This window comes from Rhizobium mulingense, assembly GCF_029194105.1.
Lineage (GTDB): Bacteria > Pseudomonadota > Alphaproteobacteria > Rhizobiales > Rhizobiaceae > Rhizobium > Rhizobium mulingense.
In genome coordinates this window covers 1-19,420 of record NZ_JARFVE010000011.1, presented here as the reverse complement: position 1 = coordinate 19,420, position 19,420 = coordinate 1, and the positions used below count along the sequence as shown (strand labels likewise).

The window sequence follows — 19,420 nt, the reverse complement described above, 5'->3', positions numbered from 1 at the left end:
AGAGCTTCGACTTGCCTACCAACCGCACAACGCCGAGTTAGTTCCCACCGCAGCCACGGCCAATCGGCGCGATCCAAGAACAACATATCAACATATGCCATTGGACCGTCTGTCAGAGGCTCGGCAGTGCAGCGGCGCAGCATGCTTCGCGTGCTTTGCATCCGCTTCAGCCCTTGAATTTTGCGCCCGGTTTCGCCAATTGATCGGCGGAAAAATTCCGTATCTTGTGGGGAATCCAAGCACATGACGACAAGTGTCGAACAGAATGTCGAAAGCCACGTCTTCGAGGCCGATGTCGCCCGCCTTTTGCATATGATGGTCCACTCCGTCTACTCGGACAAGGACGTCTTTCTGCGCGAGTTGATCTCGAATGCAGCCGATGCCTGCGAGAAGCTTCGCTACGAGGCGATCGAGACACCGGCGCTGCTGGGATCTGATGCCGAGAGCCGTATCACGCTGTCGCTCGACGAAGAGAACCGACCGCTCGTCGTGGATGACAACGGCATCGGGATGCAACGCGACGAAATGATCGAGGCCCTCGGGACGATTGCGAGGTCGGGAACCCGGGCTTTCATGGATCGCATAGCAGCGAGCAAGGGCGGTGAAGGCGCTCAACTGATCGGGCAATTCGGCGTCGGCTTCTATTCATGCTTCATGGTTGCGGATCGGGTCGATGTTGTCTCCCGCCACGCCGGCTCGGATCAAGCCTCGAAATGGTCCTCCGACGGCAAGGGCAGTTACAGCGTCGGCCCGGTAGATCTTGCCGAGGCGCCGGAGCGCGGCACGCGCATTGTCCTGCATCTGATGGAAGATGCCAAGAAATACACTTCCAGGTGGACCGTCGAGCGGATCGTCAAAGAGCAATCCGGTCATGTTCCCGTCGCAATCCGCCTTATCGAAAAGCCGGACAGCGAACCCGTCCAGATTACCGACGGCACTGCGCTATGGACAAAATCGAAGAGCGAAGTCAGCAAGGAAGAATATACCGACTTCTACCGCGGGGTGTCCGGTCAATACGACGAGCCTGCCCTCACCGTGCACTTCCGTGCCGAAGGCCGGCATGAATACACGGCTCTGGCGTTTGTGCCGGGAACACAGCCGTTCGATATGTTTGACCCGGAGCGCAAGGGGAGGATGAAGCTTTATGTCAAGCGCGTCTACATCACCGACGACGCGGAACTGATGCCGAGATATCTACGCTTTGTCCGGGGGCTGGTCGACACGGCCGATCTGCCGCTCAACGTTTCTCGCGAAATGATCCAGGAAAGCTCGATCCTGGCGGCGATCCGCAAAGGCGTCACGAATCGGGTCATCACCGCGATCGAAAAATTGGCCGATAGCGAGCCGGAGACCTACCTCAAGTTCTGGGAGAACTTCGGAGCTGTCTTGAAGGAAGGCGTTTACGAAGACTACGAACGGCGCACGCAACTGATGGCGCTTGCGCGCTTTCGCACCTCGACGTCGGTCGACGGCTACCGTTCGTTGGCCGAATACGTCAAAGACGCCAAAGAAGGCCAAAATGCCGTCTACTATCTTGCCGGTAGCAGCCTCGACCAGTTGAAGGCATCGCCACAGCTGGAAGGCTTTCGGGCGCGCGGCATCGAAGTGCTGCTGTTGACCGACTCGGTCGACAGCTTCTGGGTGGTGAACGCACCGGAGTTCGAAGGCAAGGTATTCAAGTCCATCACGCAAGGAGCTGCGGATCTTTCACGCTTTCCAACCGCCGATGGTCAAATACCGCAGGAACAGGATAGCGCCGGCTTGGCGACGTTCATCGGCTTCGCCAGGGAGAAACTGGCCGCTCAAGTCGCCGATGTCCGTGCATCCGACCGGCTGACGGAGAGCGCGGTCTGCCTCGTTGCGCCGGAGGATGGTTATGACAGGCAGATGGAAAAGATTCTGCAGAATGCAGGTCGTCTCCAAGGCGCCGCCAAGCCTATTCTGGAAATCAACCCGGCACATCCTTTGGTCAGAGCTGTTGCTGCGGTCGAGAACGATGCCTCTTACCAGGAGGACGCAACATTCTTGCTGCTCGACCAGGCGCGCATTCTGGACGGCGACCGGCCGGAAGATCCCCGCAAATTCGCGGAACGGCTGGCGAGAGTCTTCCAGAGGTCTGTTCGATCCTAAACTGGGCTTGTTCGGCGCACAAGCTCGAAACAGGCGCCACTCGTCGCGGCTGTCGCCAGGAGTCTCCCGGCGACAGCGCCGCCGACAAACGCGGTGGAAATGAAGGCCGCGGAGCCGGGTCTTGCCAGCCCTTCACGGCCAAAGTCCGACTGGTTCGCTGTCGCGGTCAATGCAGAGAATGAGAATCTCCGGATAGTTCTTTTCGTTACTGGCCTTAGGATCGGTTGTTGACAGCAGGAGTTCCGTCAATACTCCAAAGCGCTCGTGTGCCTTTCTCAGGATATCGGCGCTGGCAATGGGAAGATCGATTACGGTCTCAAGCGTACGAACGACACGCCGGGCGGCTCGCCGGATCTCGCGAGACGACATGTCAGATTTCACGATCTCCGTCGCCAGCTTGAATTTGGCGCGGTAACTTGTCGCGTTTTCGGCGGAGATCTGCCATCGGCGGTAGGTCTGTTGCTGCATAGCGCGTTAACGCGTCAACCGCCAAAACGTCTCTTGTCACCTGCAAACAGAGTGAATCGTATTTTAACTAAAACTTAAGCGTAAATTAGATGAGGCTTACTAAACTGCAAAAGCTCCATCGGAGGTCGCACTGAGCCTCCCGCTCGTCAAAAATGAGCGGGCGCCGGCTAAGCCGACGCCCGCAAGCATCCGGGGGAGTTGTCACTCTTAAACCGCCGGATGACACTACTCGATGATCTGCACCACCCTGCGGGTCTGCGGCTCGACGATCACGCGCTCCTGGCCCATGACGACATAGCCATACTTAGGATTGTCGGGGACCGGAGTGACCACGACGTCAGCAGGCAGCGCAACGCCCACCTTCACCGGTTCCCGGACGATAACCTGCTCCGCCGGGGCCGGAGCCTGCTGGACATAGGTTACCACCTGGGCGGGCGGAGGATCGATCACGCTGCCCGTTACGCCACCTACCACGGCGCCAACCCCGGCGCCGATCGGGCCGCCGACGATGGCGCCGGTCGCGGCACCGCCGACCATGCCCGTGACCGCACCGTCGGCAAAGGCCGAGCCAGCGATGCAGCTGATTGCCGCTGCGAGAATAATGCTTTTCATAATGCTTCTCCTTGTTACAGGTGGACCAGAAAAGCGGCACGGTCCGCTTTGTTCCGCGCATCGGACCTAGGTCGGATGTTGCGGCAGGGCTTCGGGAGGCGCGGTCCTCTGCGCGGGCAGGGGATTGCGGTCGTCCTTGGTGTTACCGCGGCAATTCCCTGGCCTCTGTAAAGTCAGCGCCCGGAGTCTTCGCGGACGGGCGCGTCAACCCGCATCAAACCCAGCGCTTTCAGCTCCTCCCACAGCTCGCAGGGAATGGGCGTGTTTCGCGCGCGGTGGTTTGATGTTACCTGATCAACCGACTGACCACCCGGGATGACCGAAACGACGGCTGGATGATTGAGCGGAAAATTGAGAGCGGCGTCTGCCAGAGCGACGTGGTGTTCTCGGCAGACCTGTTCTATTCGCCGAACTCGGTCGAGGATCTCTGACGGGGCGTCGGAATAATTGTATTGTGCGCCAGAAATCGGTCCTGTGGCCAGAATGCCGGAATTATAGGGAGCGCCGAGCACTATACCGATATCGCGGGCTTCGCACATGGGGAGAAAGGATTCCAAGGCGTCCTGCTCAAGCAATGTATAGCGTCCGGCAAGCAGGAACAGATCAAAATCCCCTCGCTCGGCGAGCGTCTGACACATCTCCCACTCGTTGATCCCGCCGCCGATGGCCTTCACGACGCCCTGATCGCGTAACGAGATCATTGCGTGATATCCACCGGTCATGAATTGCTCGACGTAATGGTCGCAGGCTTCCGGCGTGCCGTGATTGAAGACGTCGAGATCGTGCACGAACAGAATATCGAAGCTGTCGAGACCCGTGCGTTCGAAGGATGCTTCCAGCGATCGCATGACTCCATCATAGCTGTAGTCGAAAATCTCCCTGCGATTGGGCGTATCAAAGAATTTGCCGATGCCGGTCCGCTCATCGGGTCGGCAGACCTTCATGATGCGGCCAACTTTTGTCGAAACCACGAAGTCTTCGCGCTTTTTCCTCGCAAGGAAACGGCCGACGCGCCTTTCCGCAAGGCCAAGCCCGTAGAGCGGTGCGGTGTCGAAGTAACGGATGCCATATTGCCACGCTGCATCCACCACGGCTGCTGCTTCCTCATCGCTTATAGCCCGATAGAGATTGCCGAGCGGCGCGGTGCCAAATCCGAGTTCGGTAAAGGTGAGGCCGCCGTTTCCCCTGCGATCCCAATGTCGCGTCTTCATGTCGTCCGCGCTCCTATGTTCATCTTGCCGTTCCCGCTCGAACAAATGCGCTGTGCCTGAACGGCTTTGGTTGGTCGGCGACGCCATGGATCAGCCATGGCATACCGGACCATGGCGAGGGTGAACCTCGGTAAACCGCGGCACACCATGGATCGCCACGTGGGCAGAAATTGTCGGTCACGCACGAGCGCCGGTGTCGGCATCATGCCCGCAAGAAGATGATGGAGAACTCCTCAGCAATATTGTGGGTACCATTTCTCGCCGCCGCCGCGCGCTCCGCTGCATTCTAGATAATAACGCATCTGGAGTGGAATCGAACCGCAGGTTGGAAATTTCATCCACTACGTGGCCGCCCTCAGCGGCGCGGCGCCGGGCGCTTTCGCCGGCAACGACTTGCAAGAGGCGGGCATATTGGATGGCGGCAGGCAAGCGATGGGCTCGCGCTCGGCAGGAACCCTTCACCGCCAACCTCGCAGCAACTGATTCTAGTTGTGCCTTCCTTATGCGTCGAAAGCTTGAATATTTCGGTGCATTTGCCAGCGAACGAGGCGTCGGCCCTCAGGTTTAACGAAGCTCAAACCAGTATCGTCGTATGACAGGTTCGTTACATGGTTTGGAAGGTGGATCCAACGCAGTGAATGGCATCTGGACACATTTTGGTGGCAACCTTTCCTTCGTATCCTTGGCAATGTCGCTCTGGGCGCTCTTTTCGATTCAGTTTCAGCGTCGGTCCTTCATGCAGGAGAGGATCGCCTTCGGAATCATAGCCGGCGGCGCCTCCATCGGATCCACATTGCTCGCCATCGAATTTGATCCCGGGATCTATATCGATCTGCGATTTGCACCGCTTGCATTGGCCGGCATGTTCGGGGGGCCGATCGCTGCGGCCTTTGCAGCTTCACTGGCCGCCGCCTTTCGCTTTGCCGTCGGCGGCACGGCAATGATCGACGGGATCGTCACAATCGCTATCACCGCCGGCATCGGTGTGGCCGGTCATGTTTGGACGCGCAAGAGATCTCCCGGTTTCACGGACGTTGTTGTGGTGAGCCTTGCCCTCGGCGGCGCGCTGGTCGCATCAATGGCCCTACTTCCCACTCTCGTGACCGCTCATGTGCTGGCCGGCGTCGGTTTTCCGCTGACGGCTTTGAATTGTCTGGCGACCGTGCTGGGCGGTTTCGTCCTCTTGAAAACGCGGCAATGGGAGTTGGAACGCAGCATTCTGGTCACAGCATTTTCGCAATCGCCCGACTATCTCTATGTGAAGGACCGAAACAGCCGGTTCATCACCGTCAATGAAAACATGACCCGCCTCTTCCGTTTCAGAACGACGGCGGAGATGATCGGATTGTCGGATTTCAATCTGATGTCGCGGCCGCTCGCCGAGGAACTCTATTATCTCGAGCAGCAGGTCATAGACACTGGATTGCCACTGATCGATTCCACCGAATATATTGAAGGCAGATTCCTGCTTGCCTCCAAGGTGCCGCTCCGGGACAGGCAGGGCCGGGTGATCGGCCTTGCCGGCGTGACACGTGATGTGACCGAACGCACGGCGCTGGAGCGGGAATTGCGCGAAAGCAAGAACCTCTTGTCGCATGCCATGGCCGGCATGTCCGATGGTATCGCCATGTACGATAGCAGGGGTTTTCTTGTCTTCTGCAACGATCAGTACCGCAGCGCCTTTCCGCTATCTGGAGATGCCCGGGTGGTCGGCGCCCATATCAGCGACATCCTGCGCCGCGTCGTCGAAACCGGTGAGCGGCAGGGTATCCCGGAAGGCGATGTGGAAGAGTGGATCAAGGCCGCCACAGCTTCCCTGCACAGCAACAAGGACGAAGAGGTTCAGCTTCACAACGGCGACTGGCGCAGCATCCGGACACGACTTGCAGATGACGGCACGGCGATGGCTGTCGTCTCGGACATCACGGCGACGAAGCAGGCAGAAATCGCGCTCAGGCTGACGGCGGAACAGCTAAAGAATCTGGCCGAGACCGACGGGCTGACCGGCATCGTCAATCGCCGCACCTTCGATGAAATCTTCGCGCGTGAGACCGCGGGCAGCGCCCGGAGAAACACGCCGTTCAGCCTGCTGATGGTCGATATCGACCGCTTCAAGGCCTATAACGATACCTATGGGCATCCGGCCGGAGACCAGTGCCTGCGCGTCGTCAGCAAATGTCTGCGCCAATCGGTCAGCCGGCCGGCGGACATCGTCGCGCGCTATGGTGGCGAGGAATTCGTGGTGTTCCTTCCCGATACCGGCGCCAAGGGGGCAATGATCGTCGCCGAGCAATTCGCCCGTCGCCTGACCAACGAGAATATCCTTCATTCCGGCAGCGAATTCGGGCGGGTCACAGCCAGTATCGGTATATCCTGTGCGACCGGAGCAACACTGCGCGCCAGCCCGAACCGGCTGCTCGCCGAGGCCGATACCGCGCTCTACGAGGCCAAGACACAAGGCCGCAATCGCATCCTGGCCCATTCGCGAGAGAACGGGCATGCGCTGAAGGAAACCGGTTAGACCGAAATCCTGTTCACCTCCCCCGACTGCGGGGCGCTCGATAGGATTTTTCTATCAAACCATCGCTTGTATGGCCTTGATGGTTGTCCCGCTTCGACAATACACGGGCATGGACACAAAATTCATTGGCAAGAAATCGGCGGCGGCCGGAGGCTGGGGTGCTTTGAAGAGCTGCGGGAAGCAGTTGCTTCAAAGCGGGATGCCGATCGCCGGGGCGCGAACGATGCTGAAAGCGAACCAGCCGGATGGGTTCGATTGCCCGGGCTGCGCCTGGGGCGATCCGGAACACGGATCGTCGTTCGAGTTCTGCGAGAACGGGGTCAAGGCCGTCGCCTGGGAAGCAACGGAGAAGCGGGCAACGCCGGCTTTCTTTGCGGAAAACACGGTATCCGAGCTTCGCCGGCTGTCGGATTACGAGCTTGAGCTCAACGGCCGCCTTACCCACCCCATGCGCTACGATTCAATAAGCGACCGCTACCTGCCGGTGGCATGGGAGGATGCCTTTGCCGAGATCGGCAGCATTCTCAAGGGCCTCGATAATCCCGATCGTGCGGAATTCTATACATCAGGCCGGGCCAGCAACGAGGCCGCCTTCCTCTATCAGTTATTCGTGCGCGTCTACGGCACCAATAATTTTCCCGATTGCTCCAACATGTGCCACGAGGCCAGCGGCATCGCCATGCGCCAGGCGGTCGGCGTCGGCAAGGGCACCGTTCTGCTGGAGGATTTCGAGAAGGCCGACGCGATTTTCGTGATCGGACAGAACCCCGGCACGAACCATCCGAGAATGCTCGGCGACCTGCGCCGGGCAGCGCTTCGCGGCGCGTGCATCGTCGTCTTCAATCCGATCCGCGAGCGCGGCCTGGAGCGCTTCTCCGATCCGCAGGACAAGATCGAAATGCTGCGGGGCGGTTCGACCGATATCGCCAGCCATTATCTACAGCCGCAACTCGGCGGCGACATGGCTGCGGTGCGGGGGATGGCGAAGGCCGTGCTGGCTGCGGAAGACGCGGCCGTCGCCTCCGGTCTGCCGCCGGTTCTCGATCATGCCTTTCTTGTCGAACATTGCGCAGGTTTTGCCGAATACCGGGCGGCAGTGGAGGCGACGAGCTGGGCCGACATCGAAGATCAATCGGGGTTGAGCCGAGAGGAGATCGAACGGGCGGCCGATGTCTATATCGCTGCCGACCGGGTCATCTGCACCTGGGCGATGGGCGTGACGCAGCATCTGCATTCGGTGGCGACGATCCGAGAGATTGCCAACTTCATGTTCCTGCGCGGCAATATCGGCCGGTCCGGCGCCGGCCTTTGCCCGGTGCGCGGCCATTCCAACGTGCAGGGCGACCGAACTGTCGGCATCAACGAACAGCCGTCGGACGATTTCCTCGATGCGCTGGAGACGCATTTCCGCTTCACTGTCCCGCGCCGGCACGGCCACAACGTGCTTGCCGCGATCGGGGCGATGCTCGACGGCTCGGCCGAGGCCTTCATCGGGCTTGGCGGCAACTTCGCTCGCGCCACACCCGACAGCACCCTCGTCGAGAAAGCGCTTCGGCGGCTGAAACTGACGGTGCATATCGCTACCAAGCCGAACCATTCGCATCTGATGCCCGGCGAGGCGGCCTTTATCCTGCCGTGCCTCGGACGGACCGAGATGGACCTCAACGCTGCCGGCAATTCCCAGCTCGTGAGCGTCGAGGATTCGATGAGCATGGTGCATGGTTCCGCCGGCATCAATCGTCCGGCTTCACCGCATCTTCTCTCGGAAGTCGCCATCATTGCCGGCATTGCGCAAGCGACGGTCGGCCCTTCCGTGGTCGACTGGGCGGAACTTGCCGAGGATTACGATCGCATCCGCGATCATATCGAGGCGACCATTCCCGGCTTCGAGGACTACAATAGGCGCCTGCGCAAACCGCGCGGTTTCTATCTGCGCAATGCCGCCGCCCATCGGCAGTGGCAGACGCCCACTGGCAAAGCGTCATTCTCCTGCCAGGCGCTTCCCGAGCAGACGGTGCATCAGCGCGCGCGAAAAAGCGAGAGACGCTTCGCCCTGCAGACGTTCCGCTCGCACGATCAGTACAATACCACGGTCTACGGCCTCGACGATCGATACCGCGGCGTCTACGGAGAGCGGCAGGTCATCTTCATAAATCCTGAAGATCTGAAGGCGATGAATGCCGAGGCCGGCGACCGCGTCGATGTGGTCGGCGAGCACGATGACGGTATCGAGCGCATCGCGCCGGATTTCCGCTTCGTCCCCTATGACATTCCGCGGGGCAGCATCGCCGGCTATTATCCCGAGCTGAACGTGCTCGTGCCGCTTGGCAGCGCCGGCGAGGAAAGCGACACGCCGACCTCGAAATCGATCATGGTTTCCTTCCGTCGGCGAAATGCCGCGTGAGCGAAGAGGCATCCGACGCCGGCCGATTTCTCGACCTTGTCGCTGCAGCGCAAGACAGGGATGCCGGGCTGACCTCGATACAGGCCGGCCTGCTCGTCGCAGCGGAGCTCGAGGTCGCATCCGACAGCCGCTCTTTCGCACGCGCTCTGGGGATCGCGCATGCGCTCGTGCTGCGGGAACTCAACGCGCTCGCCGAGCGTGATGACACGCTTGAGATCGTCAAGCGGGATCCGAGGACGATGCGAGCGTTCTACAGATTGGCGAAGTCCTGAAGCAGGTCTCGCAATATTTTGCAGCGAGTTGCGATGTCGGCGATACCGGCCGGCTTATCGACCGCTCACGCGCTTCCTCGTGTCTGAGGGGTATTCCCCATAGGTCGTTTTATAGACCGCGGAAAAGCGGCCGAAATGAAAGAAGCCCCATTTGAGGCAGACGGCCTTCATCGTCTCCTTGCTTTCGGGATCGAGCAGGTCCTGGCGCGCCGCGCGCAGGCGAAGCATCAGCAGATAGGCGGCGGGAGACGTTCCCTTGAAGGCGCGGAAACCCGTTTCGAGCGCCCTGCTCGAGACGCCGGCCGCTTCGGCCACCTTCGGCATGGTGATCGGCTGATCGATATTGGCCTGCATGAACTCGATTGCCCTGCGCACATGTCTCGGAGCGATCAGCGCCGGCCCCTTGTCGAGGAAATGCGAAAGCCGGTGCGGCACCATGCGCACGACCAGATCGGCCAGCGCCTGCGTCATGTGCGCCATGGCGATCGGCGATTGCAGTAAGGGGCCGTCGTCGCGCATCCCTGATATGATCGTTTCGGTGAGATTGCCGATCGTCCGGCCGACCGGTGTCGACAGGTCCAGTTCCGGCAGCAGGTCGAGCGATCCGCTGAACGGCATTTCGAACGTCTGGCCGATTGTCTGAAGGATAACGGGCCAGTTGATCAGCAGTTCGTCGATGACGTTCCCTTGCCCATGCATGAGAACGCTGTCGGGTTCGAAATTGTTGTATAGAAGCAATTTTCCTTGCCCGGCCTCTGCCTTGCGCGCCCCATAGGTCACCCCCATGCCGCCGCGACGCGGGACGACCAGCGACAGATATTCGGCCGTGCTGGCAGTCGGCTCGATGTTGAACTGGAACTCCGCCTCATGATAGCCGGTCAGCAGGACCGCGCTGTTCGCCACCGAAAAATCCAGTCCCCAATGGAAGTCCTTGGCGCGGCCGACGGGCTCGGCATCAAACGCGCCAAACGCACCGCCGAGCGTTTCCACCATGTTGTCGAAGGACGAACCATGGAATCGAAAGGAGAATGGCTTTGCGCTGTTTTCCGTCATGCTGTTCCCGCAAATTCTTCTGATCCAATATGACGCGCGAGGCGTCGGTAATATGGAGATGATGTACGTCCCTCTTTCTGGTCACAGTTGCTGACATCGCCTTTTCCTCCGCGCTTTCGTCAGGGCCTGATGGACGGACGGAAGGGCGAGCCCGGTTCGTATATTAGCGAAAATGAGGGCTCAGCGCAGCAGGTGGCGGCGCAGCGGCGAAGCTTCGACCTGATGCGGACGTCGAAAGCTGTTCGGCCAAGCGAATTCGAGTCCGCACCCAACCTGGCAGATGCTGGAAAAGGGAAATTTTCTAATGCTTTATCGACAATGCCCATCGGTCGGACTTTCCTGGCCGGTCGGCAGGATCTGACAGAACCGGCAGTCCTTGGCAAGCCTTGGCGCTGCCGCTTTTGGTGATAATCCGATGGTGAAACGATTAGCCAGCTTGCGCAGACGGCGCTCCGACGCGCCATGCGAAAGTCGCCTGCCGAAGGTTCTAAAGTGGACCGCTCGAGATAGCCTTCGGCAGGCTGACAGGCAGTTGTCATACGCACGGGATGGAGTGCGTATGGATGAGCCCCTCCCATCGTTTGGGGTTATCGACAGGGGGGGTTGCTTCAGACCGTCGACCATCATGGCCCCGGTCACGATTACTTTAGTGTTCGGCTGCCATGGAGCAATTGTCGCGCGTCGATATTGTCGGTCGATCGGCTTTTCGCTACGCAGTCTGGACTGGTCCTGCGCAAAATGTATAGGCCCGCGCATTGCTCTGGCGACTTTGCCACTGGGCATCAGAGCTCCAATGCGACTCGCCGGCCTCGTAGAAAGCAGAGGTTGCCTGGTGCGGTACGAATTGCTGAATCGCCATGCGCGCCGACGTGGTAGAGCTGGCGACCGCACCAGTTTGCCTGATTGCGGTCGTTGCCTTTTTGAATGAGGAATAACGCTGTTGTCGCCGCGACAAAGCACAGCGGCGGTAGAACCGGCATCGGCTCGGCCAAGACTATCCCGGCGCCGCCCGATGACGCGATCGGCATAATAGGCGACGTGCTGGTCACCAAGCACGCCGTGCCCTGTTTTGCCAAATGCGCTCCGAAGACGATCCGGTTGTATGCATAGCGGCGCACCGAATATCGGTGTCGCCGACCGAGCCGAGAGACGCCGCGCTAAGCTTCAGAGTGCGACCGAAAGAGTGTTGTCGCGCCGGACGGCCACCTCATGCGAGTTCACCATCGCGCCGGCTAGTTGGCGGAAGGTGACGAGCCCCAGGGTTTCTCCCGATGGTGAAACCACCCTGGCATCGTCGGCCGGCGTCGAGGCTAGCATCCGGACGGCTTCTTCGACCGTCGTTCCGGCCGCAATCGCCAAGCCGACGGGCGCCGCACCGGCGTGCACCGGCGTCATGACGGCTTCGACTTGGACGACCCGTCCCCGGTTCACTTCCTTGACGAAATTGGCGATGTATTCGTCGGCCGGGCGCAGCACGATGTCCTGGCTGGTGCCCTGCTGGATGACTTCGCCGTCGCGCAGGATGGCGATCTGGTCGCCGAGGCGCAGCGCCTCGTCGAGATCGTGGGTGATGAAGACGATGGTCTTCTTGATTTCCTTCTGGATGTCGAGAAGCACCGTCTGCATATCCGTGCGGATCAGCGGGTCGAGGGCCGAATAGGCCTCGTCCATCAGAAGCACCGGCGCATCGTTGGCAAGCGCCCGCGCCAGGCCGACACGCTGCTGCATGCCGCCGGAAAGCTGGTTGGGATAGCGCTGCTCGAAGCCCTTGAGCCCGACCCGCTCCAGCCAGCGCATGGCGATATCGATGGCTTTGGCCCGCTCCATGCCCTGCACTTCGAGGCCAAAGATAGTGTTGTCGAGGACGTTGCGGTGCGGCAGAAGCGCAAACTTCTGAAACACCATCGCCGTCTGCTGCCGACGGAACGTCCGCAATTCGGTTTCATTCATCTTCACGACGTCGACGCCGTCGACCAGCACTTCGCCGGATGTCGGGTCGATCAGCCGGTTGATGTGGCGGATCAGCGTCGATTTGCCCGATCCCGAAAGGCCCATCACGACCTGGATGCCGCCGGAGGGGATCTCGATATTGATATCGCGGAGGCCGAGGACGTGGCCGTACTTCTGATTGAGCTCGGTCTTCGTCAGGCCCTTCTGCACCGCCTCGACATGGGCGGCGGGGTTGGGGCCGAAGATCTTGTAGAGGTGGCGGATCTTGATGCCGCCGAAATGCTGCTCAGCCATGGACGGTCTCCCGATGCTTCTGGAGCCTTTTGCCATATGCTTGGCTGACCCGGTCGAAGATGATGGCGATGCCGACGATGGCAAGGCCATTGAAAATGCCCAGCGTGAAGTACTGGTTGGCGATTGCTTTCAGCACCGGCTGGCCAAGGCCCTGGACGCCAATCATCGAGGCGATAACCACCATGGCGAGCGCCATCATGATGGTCTGGTTGATGCCGGCCATGATGGTCGGCAGCGCCAGCGGCAGCTGCACCTTGAACAGCTTCTGCGACCGCGAGGTGCCGAAAGCGTCGGCAGCTTCGAGCACGTCCTTGTCGACGAGCCGGATGCCGAGATCGGTCAGGCGGATCATCGGCGGGATGGCGTAGATGACGACGGCGATCAGGCCGGGCACCTTGCCGATGCCGAGCAGCATGACGACCGGGATGAGGTAGACGAAGCTCGGCATGGTCTGCATGACGTCGAGGATAGGATTGACGATGCGCTGCAGCCGGTCGGAGCGGGCCATCAGGATGCCGATCGGGATGCCGATGGCGATGGAAAGAACCGTGCAGACGAAGATCATCGAGACCGTCCGCATCGTGTCGTCCCACATATCGAAATAGCCGATCAGCATCAGCGTCACCAGACAGCCAGCGACAACCTTCAGGCTGCGGCTGGCAAACCAGGCGATGGCGAGGATGATCGCGGTGATGATCGGCCACGGCGTCTGCGTCATGAAGCGCTCGGCGGCGATGAGGAAATGCTGCAGCGGCACGAACAGGCTTTCGATGCCGTCGCCATAGCTGCGGGTAAATCCGCGAAAGCCGTCGTCGATCGCCTTCTTCAGATTGCGAAGCGCGTCATCATTCATGTGCGGGAATTTGTAAAACCATTCCATCTCGGTTCCCCTTTCGTCAAACAGCCGTGGCAGTCTTTTTGATTTTGTCGGCGCGTGAGAAGCGGTGCGCTTTTGGCGCACCGCAATTTTTGGCTTTAGAGAGCAGCTTCGATCTTCGCGGCGGCCTCCGGCGAGACCCACTTGGTCCAGATGTCCTTGTTTTCTTCCAGGAAGTGCTTGGCACCGTCTTCGCCGGTCGCCTGGTTGTCGGTCATCCACGCCATCAGCTTGTTGACCGTGTCGTTGCTCCAGGAGCGCTTCTTCAGATAATCCATGACCTCGGGCCCGACCTTTTCAGAAAAGGGCTTTGCGACGAGGGTCACGACGTGATCGACAGGCCACGAAGCGGGCTTCGGATCGGGGCAGTCGGCGACGGTGATGCAACGCTTCCATTCGGCCGAATCCTCCGGCACGCCGGCTTCGAGCTTGACCATCTGATACTTGCCGAGCAGCGCGGTCGGTGCCCAGTAGTAGCCGACCCAGCCTTCCTTGCGTTCATAGGCCTTGGCGATCGAACCATCGAGGCCGGCGGCAGAGCCGGTGTCGACGAGCGTGAAGCCGGCCTTCTCTGCGCCGAAGGCCTTATAGAGCTGCGAGGTGACAACCGTGCCGCCCCAGCCCTGCGGGCCGTTGACGATGGCGCCCTTCTTCGGGTCCTCCGGATCAGGGAAAAGTTCCGGATGCTTCAGCACGTCGCCGATGGTCTTGATGTCGGGATGGGCGTCGGCGAGATATTTCGGAATCCACCAGCCCTGCACGCCGCCGTCCGGCAGCGGCGAGCCGACCTGCACGATGCGGCCTTCTTCCGTGCCCTTCTTGACGACATCAGGCAGCAGATCGATCCAGGCTTCAGGAGCAATATCAGGCTGACCCTTTTCGGCCATGGACGTGATCGTCGGGACGGTGTCGCCGACGGTGATGTCGGCGCTGCAGCCGTAACCTTCGTTCAGGATGAACTTGTCCAAGTTGGAGAGAACTTCGGCGCTCTGCCAGTTCATGCTGGCGATGGTGACGGTGCCGCATTCGGCAGCGCTGGCAAACGACGCGCCGCCAAGCAGGCCGAACGTCAAACATGTCGATGCAAGTAGTTTCTTCATTCTCGTTCCCTCTATTTAGCGGCTGATCGAGCCAGGTGGGGTGCCGCAGTACCCACCCTCAACGGTCGTCAGGAAGCGTCTCCCATACTCACCGATTTCTTGAATGCTGCCGATAGTCCATCTGCCACCGCAGCCTCGAACCCGGCGTCGCGCATGCGTACGATGGCTGCCGCGGTGGTGCCGCGATAGTCGAGAAAGGCCGCAACGGTATCGTCAGGAGATTCGTCGCGACGTTCCAGCAGGTGGCCGGCGCCGACCACCGCCGTATTGACGGCGCGCCGCGCAATCTCGGCCGAAAGGCCATGGGCGACGGCGTCGCTCATCATGGCGGCAGCGAGCAGCGCCGGAAATGCCGGACCGGATCCGGATAGGCCCGTGAGGTAGTCGATGTCGCTTTCGCTCGCGACTTCGTCCTGTGCCCCGCAAGCCTCGAAAATGGCGCCGACAATGGCCCGGTCATCTGCCGTGACACCGCTCGCGCCGATCCAGGGCGTATAGGATCTGGCCACTTCGGCGGCAGCGTTCGGCAGCGCGCGGACGACGCGACCGGTGTTATGGCGTTCTGAGAGGGCGTCCAGTCGGATGCCTGCCATGACTGATACGACCAGTTTGCCGCCGGCATCGACCCTCAGGCCATGCCAGTCAGCGGGGCGAACGGAGAGAATGATCACGTCGGAGCGGTCGACAAGCGCCTGATTGTCCGAAGTCCAGGAGGAGTTCGGGAAGCGGCACGGCTGCTCGCCGCGATAGGAGAGGCAAAGATTTCGAGAATCAACCAGGCCGGCATCAATGATCGAGCCGGCGATTGCCCCGCCAAGCCAGCCGCCGCCACCGATTATACCGATCCTCAAGGAAACGCTCATCTCCGGCCTTCCTCTAACTGGGCCTATAGCCGTGCCGAGAGAAGAAGCGGTCAAGCTCTCTCTGCTGTGGCACTTCGCCCGTGTAGATCGCAATATACTCCGGAATCCGTTTCATGCGGACGGCGATATCCTCCCTCGACTGCATGGAGATGTACCCGATCTGCACGAGGTATGTTGTTCGCGCTCTGACATCTGATGTCGTTTCTGGTATCCCGAACCGCATAAACATGCGCTTCAGCGCCTCGAGTCGGATCTGGTCGGCCTGCTGAACCTCAGCCAAGAGCTCGTCCGACTGCAGCGCCCAGCTGCGGATGGCGAACTCGAATTTCGCGTCGAAGAGATCGGTGTTGAGCCAGCAATCGAAGACGTTGAGCATCGCCTCGGCCAGCGATTCCGCGTAAGCCTCGGACTGCTTGATGATGTTGCCGGTGTTTTTGTCGCGCCACCGCGCCACCAATGCGCTCAGCAATTCCTCCCGATCCTTGAAGAACCAGTAGAAGCTCGTTCGCGAGAGATTGAGCTTCTTCGCCAGCGGCAGAATTTTCACCGAGTCAACGCCCGATTCGAGCAGGGAGTGGTAAGCTGCTTCCAGCCACCCCTCCTGCGATCCGCGCCAGCCAGTGTCATTCAAAGCCTGATCCATGAATTATCTCCTATCAAATCACGAGGCGGCGCACAAGAAAAATGTACATATGTGTCCAAAACAGCGACCAGTGTGTTTTCTGCGTTGACACATATGTACATTGCGCTTAGCGTCCCCCTGTCGTTTTTAATCGGAACCACGGCCCATGTCGAATGATCCTCTCCTTCAGCCCTACCAGCTCAAGCATCTGAAGCTGCGCAACCGTATCATCGTCACCTCGCACGAGCCGGCCTATCCGGAAGACGGGATGCCGAAGGAAAGGTATCGCGCCTATACGGTGGAACGGGCAAAGGGCGGGGTAGCCCTGACGATGACGGCAGGTTCGGCGGCCGTTTCCAAGGACAGCCCGCCGGTTTTCAATAACCTGCTCGCCTATAAGGACGAGATCGTGCCCTGGATCAGGGAAATGACCGATGCGGTGCACGAGGTGGGGGCGGCGATCATGATCCAGCTCACCCATCTCGGCCGGCGCACGCGCTGGGACAAGGGCGATTGGCTGCCGGTTGTGGCGCCGTCGCATCATCGCGAGGCCTCCCATCGCGCCTTCCCGAAGAAGCTGGAAGACTGGGACATCGAGCGCATCATCAAGGATTTCGCCGATGCGGCCGAGCGCATGAAGGCGGGCGGCATGGACGGTGTCGAACTCGAGGCCTACGGCCACCTGATCGACCAATTCGTGTCTCCGCTCACCAATGAGCTCGATGGCCCCTATGGCGGTTCGCTCGACAATCGTCTGCGCTTCTGTTTCGACGTGTTCAAGGCGATCCGGAAAAGGGTGGGTGACGATTTCATTCTCGGCCTGCGCTATACTGCCGACGAATGTCTTTCCGGCGGTACGGGCAAGGCCGAAGGCATCGAAATCTCCAAGCGACTGAAGGAGAGCGGCCTCATCGATTACCTGAACGTGATCCGCGGCCACATCGATACCGACGCCGGTCTGACAGACGTGATCCCGATCCAGGGAATGGCGAATTCCCCGCATCTCGATTTCGCCGGCGAAATTCGCGCCGCGACCGATTTTCCGACCTTTCATGCGGCGAAAATCCCGGATGTCGCCACGGCCCGCCACGCGATCGCGGCCGGCAAGGTCGACATGGTCGGAATGACCCGCGCCCACATGACCGACCCGCACATCGTTCGCAAGATCATCGAAAAGCGGGAAGAGGAAATTCGGCCCTGCGTCGGCGCCAATTACTGTCTCGACCGCATCTATCAGGGCGGAGCCGCCTACTGCATCCACAATGCCGCCACCGGCCGCGAACTGACCATGCCGCATATCCTGGCGAAGGCCGATGTGAAGAAGAAGGTGGTTATCGTCGGCGCCGGTCCGGCCGGTCTTGAGGCCGCGCGTGTCGCCGGGGAACGCGGTCACAAGGTCGTCGTTTTCGAAGCGGCGAACAATCCCGGCGGCCAGATCCGCCTCACCGCCCAAAGCGAACGCCGCAGGGAGATGATCAGCATCATCGACTGGCGCATGAGCCAGTGCGAGAAATACGACGTGACCTTCCACTTCAACACCTGGGCGGAAGCCGACACGATCGAAGCCGAAAACCCCGATGTCGTCGTTATCGCGACCGGCGGCCTGCCGCATACTGAAGTTCTTTCGAGGGGCAACGAGCTGGTGGTCTCCTCATGGGACATCATCTCCGGCGACGTGAAGCCTGGCACCAACGTCCTGATTTTTGACGATGCCGGCGACCATGCCGGCCTCCAGGCGGCGGAATTTCTCGCCAAGGCGGGCGCCAAGGTCGAGATCATGACGCCCGACCGGTCCTTTGCGCCGGAGGTGATGGCAATGAACCTCGTGCCCTATATGCGCTCCCTTCAGAAGCATGACGTGACCTTCACCGTCACCTATCGCCTGGACGCGGTCGAAAAGAGCGGCAATCAGCTTGTCGCCCATGTCGGCAGCGATTACGGCGGGATTGCCAAGCAAAGCAGCTACGATCAGATCATTGTCAATCACGGGACCATTCCGCTCGATGAGCTCTATTTCGAGCTGAAGCCCAGTTCGAGTAACCTCGGCGAGATGTCGCACGACCAGCTTCTGGCCGGCGAACCGCAGTCGGTCGTTCGCAATCCCGAGGGCAAATTCCAGCTGTTCCGGATCGGCGACGCTGTCGCTGCGCGCAACACGCATGCCGCCGTCTATGACGGCCTGCGTCTCGCAAAAGATATATGATTGCAGCAGAGGCCACCGGCTGGCCGGGCTAAGATCGTCTGTTCTAGGGAGGGGATGGCATGAGTTTACGCGGGGAGAGCCTGCAGCTTTTCCTGGACGCAGCGTCTCAGACTTTCCAGAGGTTTGCGACAGCCCCGGAAGCCCGGCGCTCGATCCGGCAGTTTCTCGTGGCGCTGGGGCACCCGGGGATCGCACGTGCGGGCGGCGGAAGCCGGTTGCCGGTCTGCGCTTACCTTGATGTGGCGCTCGCGATTGATAGCTCCTATGATCCTTCGCTGGGACGATTGATCGAGGCGTTCAAAGGCATCGAGCCAATGCTTGAATGGCGTCGGCGCACCAAGTATGACCACTCGGCGAGCGACAATTTTGCCGATGGGCATGCCAATGCGATGATCATCGGCCCCGGCGGATTGGAGGAGCGGAGCGACTTGTGGCTCGGGGTGACCTTGATGGCGCCGCATGTGCGTTATCCGGATCATGATCATGCGCCGGAGGAGGTCTATCTCGTGCTTTCCGAGGGGGAGTTCAGGCAGGGGGATGGGAACTGGTTTTCGCCTGGCATCGGCGGATCGTTCTATAATGTCCCAGGGATCAAACATGCCATGAGGTCGGTCGACACGCCGCTCTTTGCCTTCTGGGCGTTGCTTGCCGAACGGCCGCACTAGCGCGATGCGCAGATTCAACCTTGCAGGGTCCTGTGCGCATCTGAAAAGACGTCCGGCGCTATAGGGATCAGCATTCGGAATAACAAAGGGGATTGCAGATGAAGATTCTCGTGCCCGTCAAACGGGTTGTCGACTACAACGTGAAGATCCGGGTGAAGCCGGATGGCACGGGTGT

The 19,420-nt window shown here is 60.3% G+C and carries 16 protein-coding genes and 1 pseudogene; 7 read left to right on the top strand and 10 right to left on the bottom strand.

Translation table 11 applies throughout. The features are described from left to right. The first annotated feature begins 243 nt into the window (after positions 1-243). Complete coding sequence (gene htpG, locus PYR71_RS22345; protein ID WP_275620866.1) at positions 244-2,130, top strand: molecular chaperone HtpG; 1,887 nt, start codon at positions 244-246, stop codon at positions 2,128-2,130. 132 nt (positions 2,131-2,262) lie between these two features. Here htpG and PYR71_RS22340 read toward each other — a convergent pair whose 3' ends face one another. From PYR71_RS22340 to PYR71_RS22330, 3 genes are all read right to left on the bottom strand, one after another. Next, the gene (locus PYR71_RS22340; protein WP_275620865.1) at positions 2,263-2,598 is read right to left on the bottom strand and encodes a hypothetical protein; all 336 of its coding nucleotides are present in this window, start codon (positions 2,596-2,598) and stop codon (positions 2,263-2,265) included. Positions 2,599-2,823: 225 nt separating this feature from the next. Continuing rightward, entirely contained in the window at positions 2,824-3,210 is a 387-nt protein-coding gene (locus tag PYR71_RS22335; protein WP_210314472.1) for a DUF1236 domain-containing protein, read from the bottom strand. A 173-nt stretch (positions 3,211-3,383) separates the two neighbouring features. Beyond that, entirely contained in the window at positions 3,384-4,421 is a 1,038-nt protein-coding gene (locus tag PYR71_RS22330) for an aldo/keto reductase (RefSeq protein ID WP_275621039.1), read from the bottom strand. 592 nt (positions 4,422-5,013) lie between these two features. Between PYR71_RS22330 and PYR71_RS22325 the strand changes: the two genes are divergently transcribed. The 3 genes from PYR71_RS22325 (at position 5,014) to PYR71_RS22315 (ending at position 9,618) form a co-directional block, all read left to right on the top strand. Continuing rightward, on the top strand, positions 5,014-6,942 hold the full coding sequence (locus PYR71_RS22325) for a diguanylate cyclase (RefSeq protein WP_275620864.1): 1,929 nt from the start codon (positions 5,014-5,016) through the stop codon (positions 6,940-6,942). A 109-nt stretch (positions 6,943-7,051) separates the two neighbouring features. Further along, positions 7,052-9,346, top strand: coding sequence for an FdhF/YdeP family oxidoreductase (locus PYR71_RS22320; RefSeq protein WP_275620863.1), 2,295 nt, complete (start codon positions 7,052-7,054; stop codon positions 9,344-9,346). Next, the gene (locus PYR71_RS22315; RefSeq protein ID WP_275620862.1) at positions 9,343-9,618 is read left to right on the top strand and encodes a hypothetical protein; all 276 of its coding nucleotides are present in this window, start codon (positions 9,343-9,345) and stop codon (positions 9,616-9,618) included. The genes PYR71_RS22320 and PYR71_RS22315 overlap by 4 nt, the downstream gene beginning before the upstream one ends. Before the next feature lie 54 nt (positions 9,619-9,672). On the opposite strand, the gene PYR71_RS22310 is transcribed toward PYR71_RS22315, so the two are convergent. The 7 genes from PYR71_RS22310 to PYR71_RS22280 form a co-directional block, all read right to left on the bottom strand. Continuing rightward, on the bottom strand, positions 9,673-10,671 hold the full coding sequence (locus tag PYR71_RS22310) for an AraC family transcriptional regulator (RefSeq protein WP_275620861.1): 999 nt from the start codon (positions 10,669-10,671) through the stop codon (positions 9,673-9,675). Between the two features lie 782 nt (positions 10,672-11,453). Beyond that, positions 11,454-11,789, bottom strand: a complete 336-nt coding sequence (locus PYR71_RS22305; protein WP_275620860.1) for a hypothetical protein — start codon at positions 11,787-11,789, stop codon at positions 11,454-11,456. 46 nt (positions 11,790-11,835) lie between these two features. Then, on the bottom strand, positions 11,836-12,915 hold the full coding sequence (locus tag PYR71_RS22300) for a quaternary amine ABC transporter ATP-binding protein (protein ID WP_275620859.1): 1,080 nt from the start codon (positions 12,913-12,915) through the stop codon (positions 11,836-11,838). After that, complete coding sequence (locus PYR71_RS22295) at positions 12,908-13,795, bottom strand: ABC transporter permease (protein ID WP_183934469.1); 888 nt, start codon at positions 13,793-13,795, stop codon at positions 12,908-12,910. The genes PYR71_RS22300 and PYR71_RS22295 overlap by 8 nt, the downstream gene beginning before the upstream one ends. 95 nt (positions 13,796-13,890) lie before the next feature. After that, positions 13,891-14,892 (bottom strand): ABC transporter substrate-binding protein, encoded by a 1,002-nt coding sequence (locus tag PYR71_RS22290; RefSeq protein ID WP_183934468.1) that lies wholly within the window; start codon positions 14,890-14,892, stop codon positions 13,891-13,893. Between the two features lie 68 nt (positions 14,893-14,960). Next, positions 14,961-15,755, bottom strand: coding sequence for a pyrroline-5-carboxylate reductase family protein (locus PYR71_RS22285; protein ID WP_275620858.1), 795 nt, complete (start codon positions 15,753-15,755; stop codon positions 14,961-14,963). A gap of 13 nt (positions 15,756-15,768) precedes the next feature. Further along, positions 15,769-16,398, bottom strand: coding sequence for a TetR/AcrR family transcriptional regulator (locus tag PYR71_RS22280; RefSeq protein WP_183934466.1), 630 nt, complete (start codon positions 16,396-16,398; stop codon positions 15,769-15,771). Between the two features lie 145 nt (positions 16,399-16,543). Here PYR71_RS22280 and PYR71_RS22275 point away from each other — a divergent pair, with 145 nt between their 5' ends. The 3 genes and pseudogenes from PYR71_RS22275 to PYR71_RS22265 form a co-directional block, all read left to right on the top strand. Beyond that, entirely contained in the window at positions 16,544-18,580 is a 2,037-nt protein-coding gene (locus PYR71_RS22275; RefSeq protein WP_275620857.1) for an NADH:flavin oxidoreductase, read from the top strand. A 59-nt stretch (positions 18,581-18,639) separates the two neighbouring features. Further along, entirely contained in the window at positions 18,640-19,245 is a 606-nt protein-coding gene (locus PYR71_RS22270; protein WP_275620856.1) for a dimethylsulfoniopropionate lyase, read from the top strand. Positions 19,246-19,343: 98 nt separating this feature from the next. Beyond that, positions 19,344-19,420 (top strand): annotated as a pseudogene (locus tag PYR71_RS22265) (electron transfer flavoprotein subunit beta/FixA family protein); the annotation flags it as partial.

Coding starts and splice junctions, on each gene's coding strand:
- htpG (WP_275620866.1), top strand. CDS start 244: ATGACGACAAGTGTCGAACAGAATGTCGAAAGCCACGTCTTCGAGGCC.
- PYR71_RS22340 (WP_275620865.1), bottom strand. CDS start 2,598: ATGCAGCAACAGACCTACCGCCGATGGCAGATCTCCGCCGAAAACGCG.
- PYR71_RS22335 (WP_210314472.1), bottom strand. CDS start 3,210: ATGAAAAGCATTATTCTCGCAGCGGCAATCAGCTGCATCGCTGGCTCG.
- PYR71_RS22330 (WP_275621039.1), bottom strand. CDS start 4,421: ATGAAGACGCGACATTGGGATCGCAGGGGAAACGGCGGCCTCACCTTT.
- PYR71_RS22325 (WP_275620864.1), top strand. CDS start 5,014: ATGACAGGTTCGTTACATGGTTTGGAAGGTGGATCCAACGCAGTGAAT.
- PYR71_RS22320 (WP_275620863.1), top strand. CDS start 7,052: ATGGACACAAAATTCATTGGCAAGAAATCGGCGGCGGCCGGAGGCTGG.
- PYR71_RS22310 (WP_275620861.1), bottom strand. CDS start 10,671: ATGACGGAAAACAGCGCAAAGCCATTCTCCTTTCGATTCCATGGTTCG.
- PYR71_RS22300 (WP_275620859.1), bottom strand. CDS start 12,915: ATGGCTGAGCAGCATTTCGGCGGCATCAAGATCCGCCACCTCTACAAG.
- PYR71_RS22295 (WP_183934469.1), bottom strand. CDS start 13,795: ATGGAATGGTTTTACAAATTCCCGCACATGAATGATGACGCGCTTCGC.
- PYR71_RS22290 (WP_183934468.1), bottom strand. CDS start 14,892: ATGAAGAAACTACTTGCATCGACATGTTTGACGTTCGGCCTGCTTGGC.
- PYR71_RS22285 (WP_275620858.1), bottom strand. CDS start 15,755: ATGAGCGTTTCCTTGAGGATCGGTATAATCGGTGGCGGCGGCTGGCTT.
- PYR71_RS22280 (WP_183934466.1), bottom strand. CDS start 16,398: ATGGATCAGGCTTTGAATGACACTGGCTGGCGCGGATCGCAGGAGGGG.
- PYR71_RS22275 (WP_275620857.1), top strand. CDS start 16,544: ATGTCGAATGATCCTCTCCTTCAGCCCTACCAGCTCAAGCATCTGAAG.
- PYR71_RS22270 (WP_275620856.1), top strand. CDS start 18,640: ATGAGTTTACGCGGGGAGAGCCTGCAGCTTTTCCTGGACGCAGCGTCT.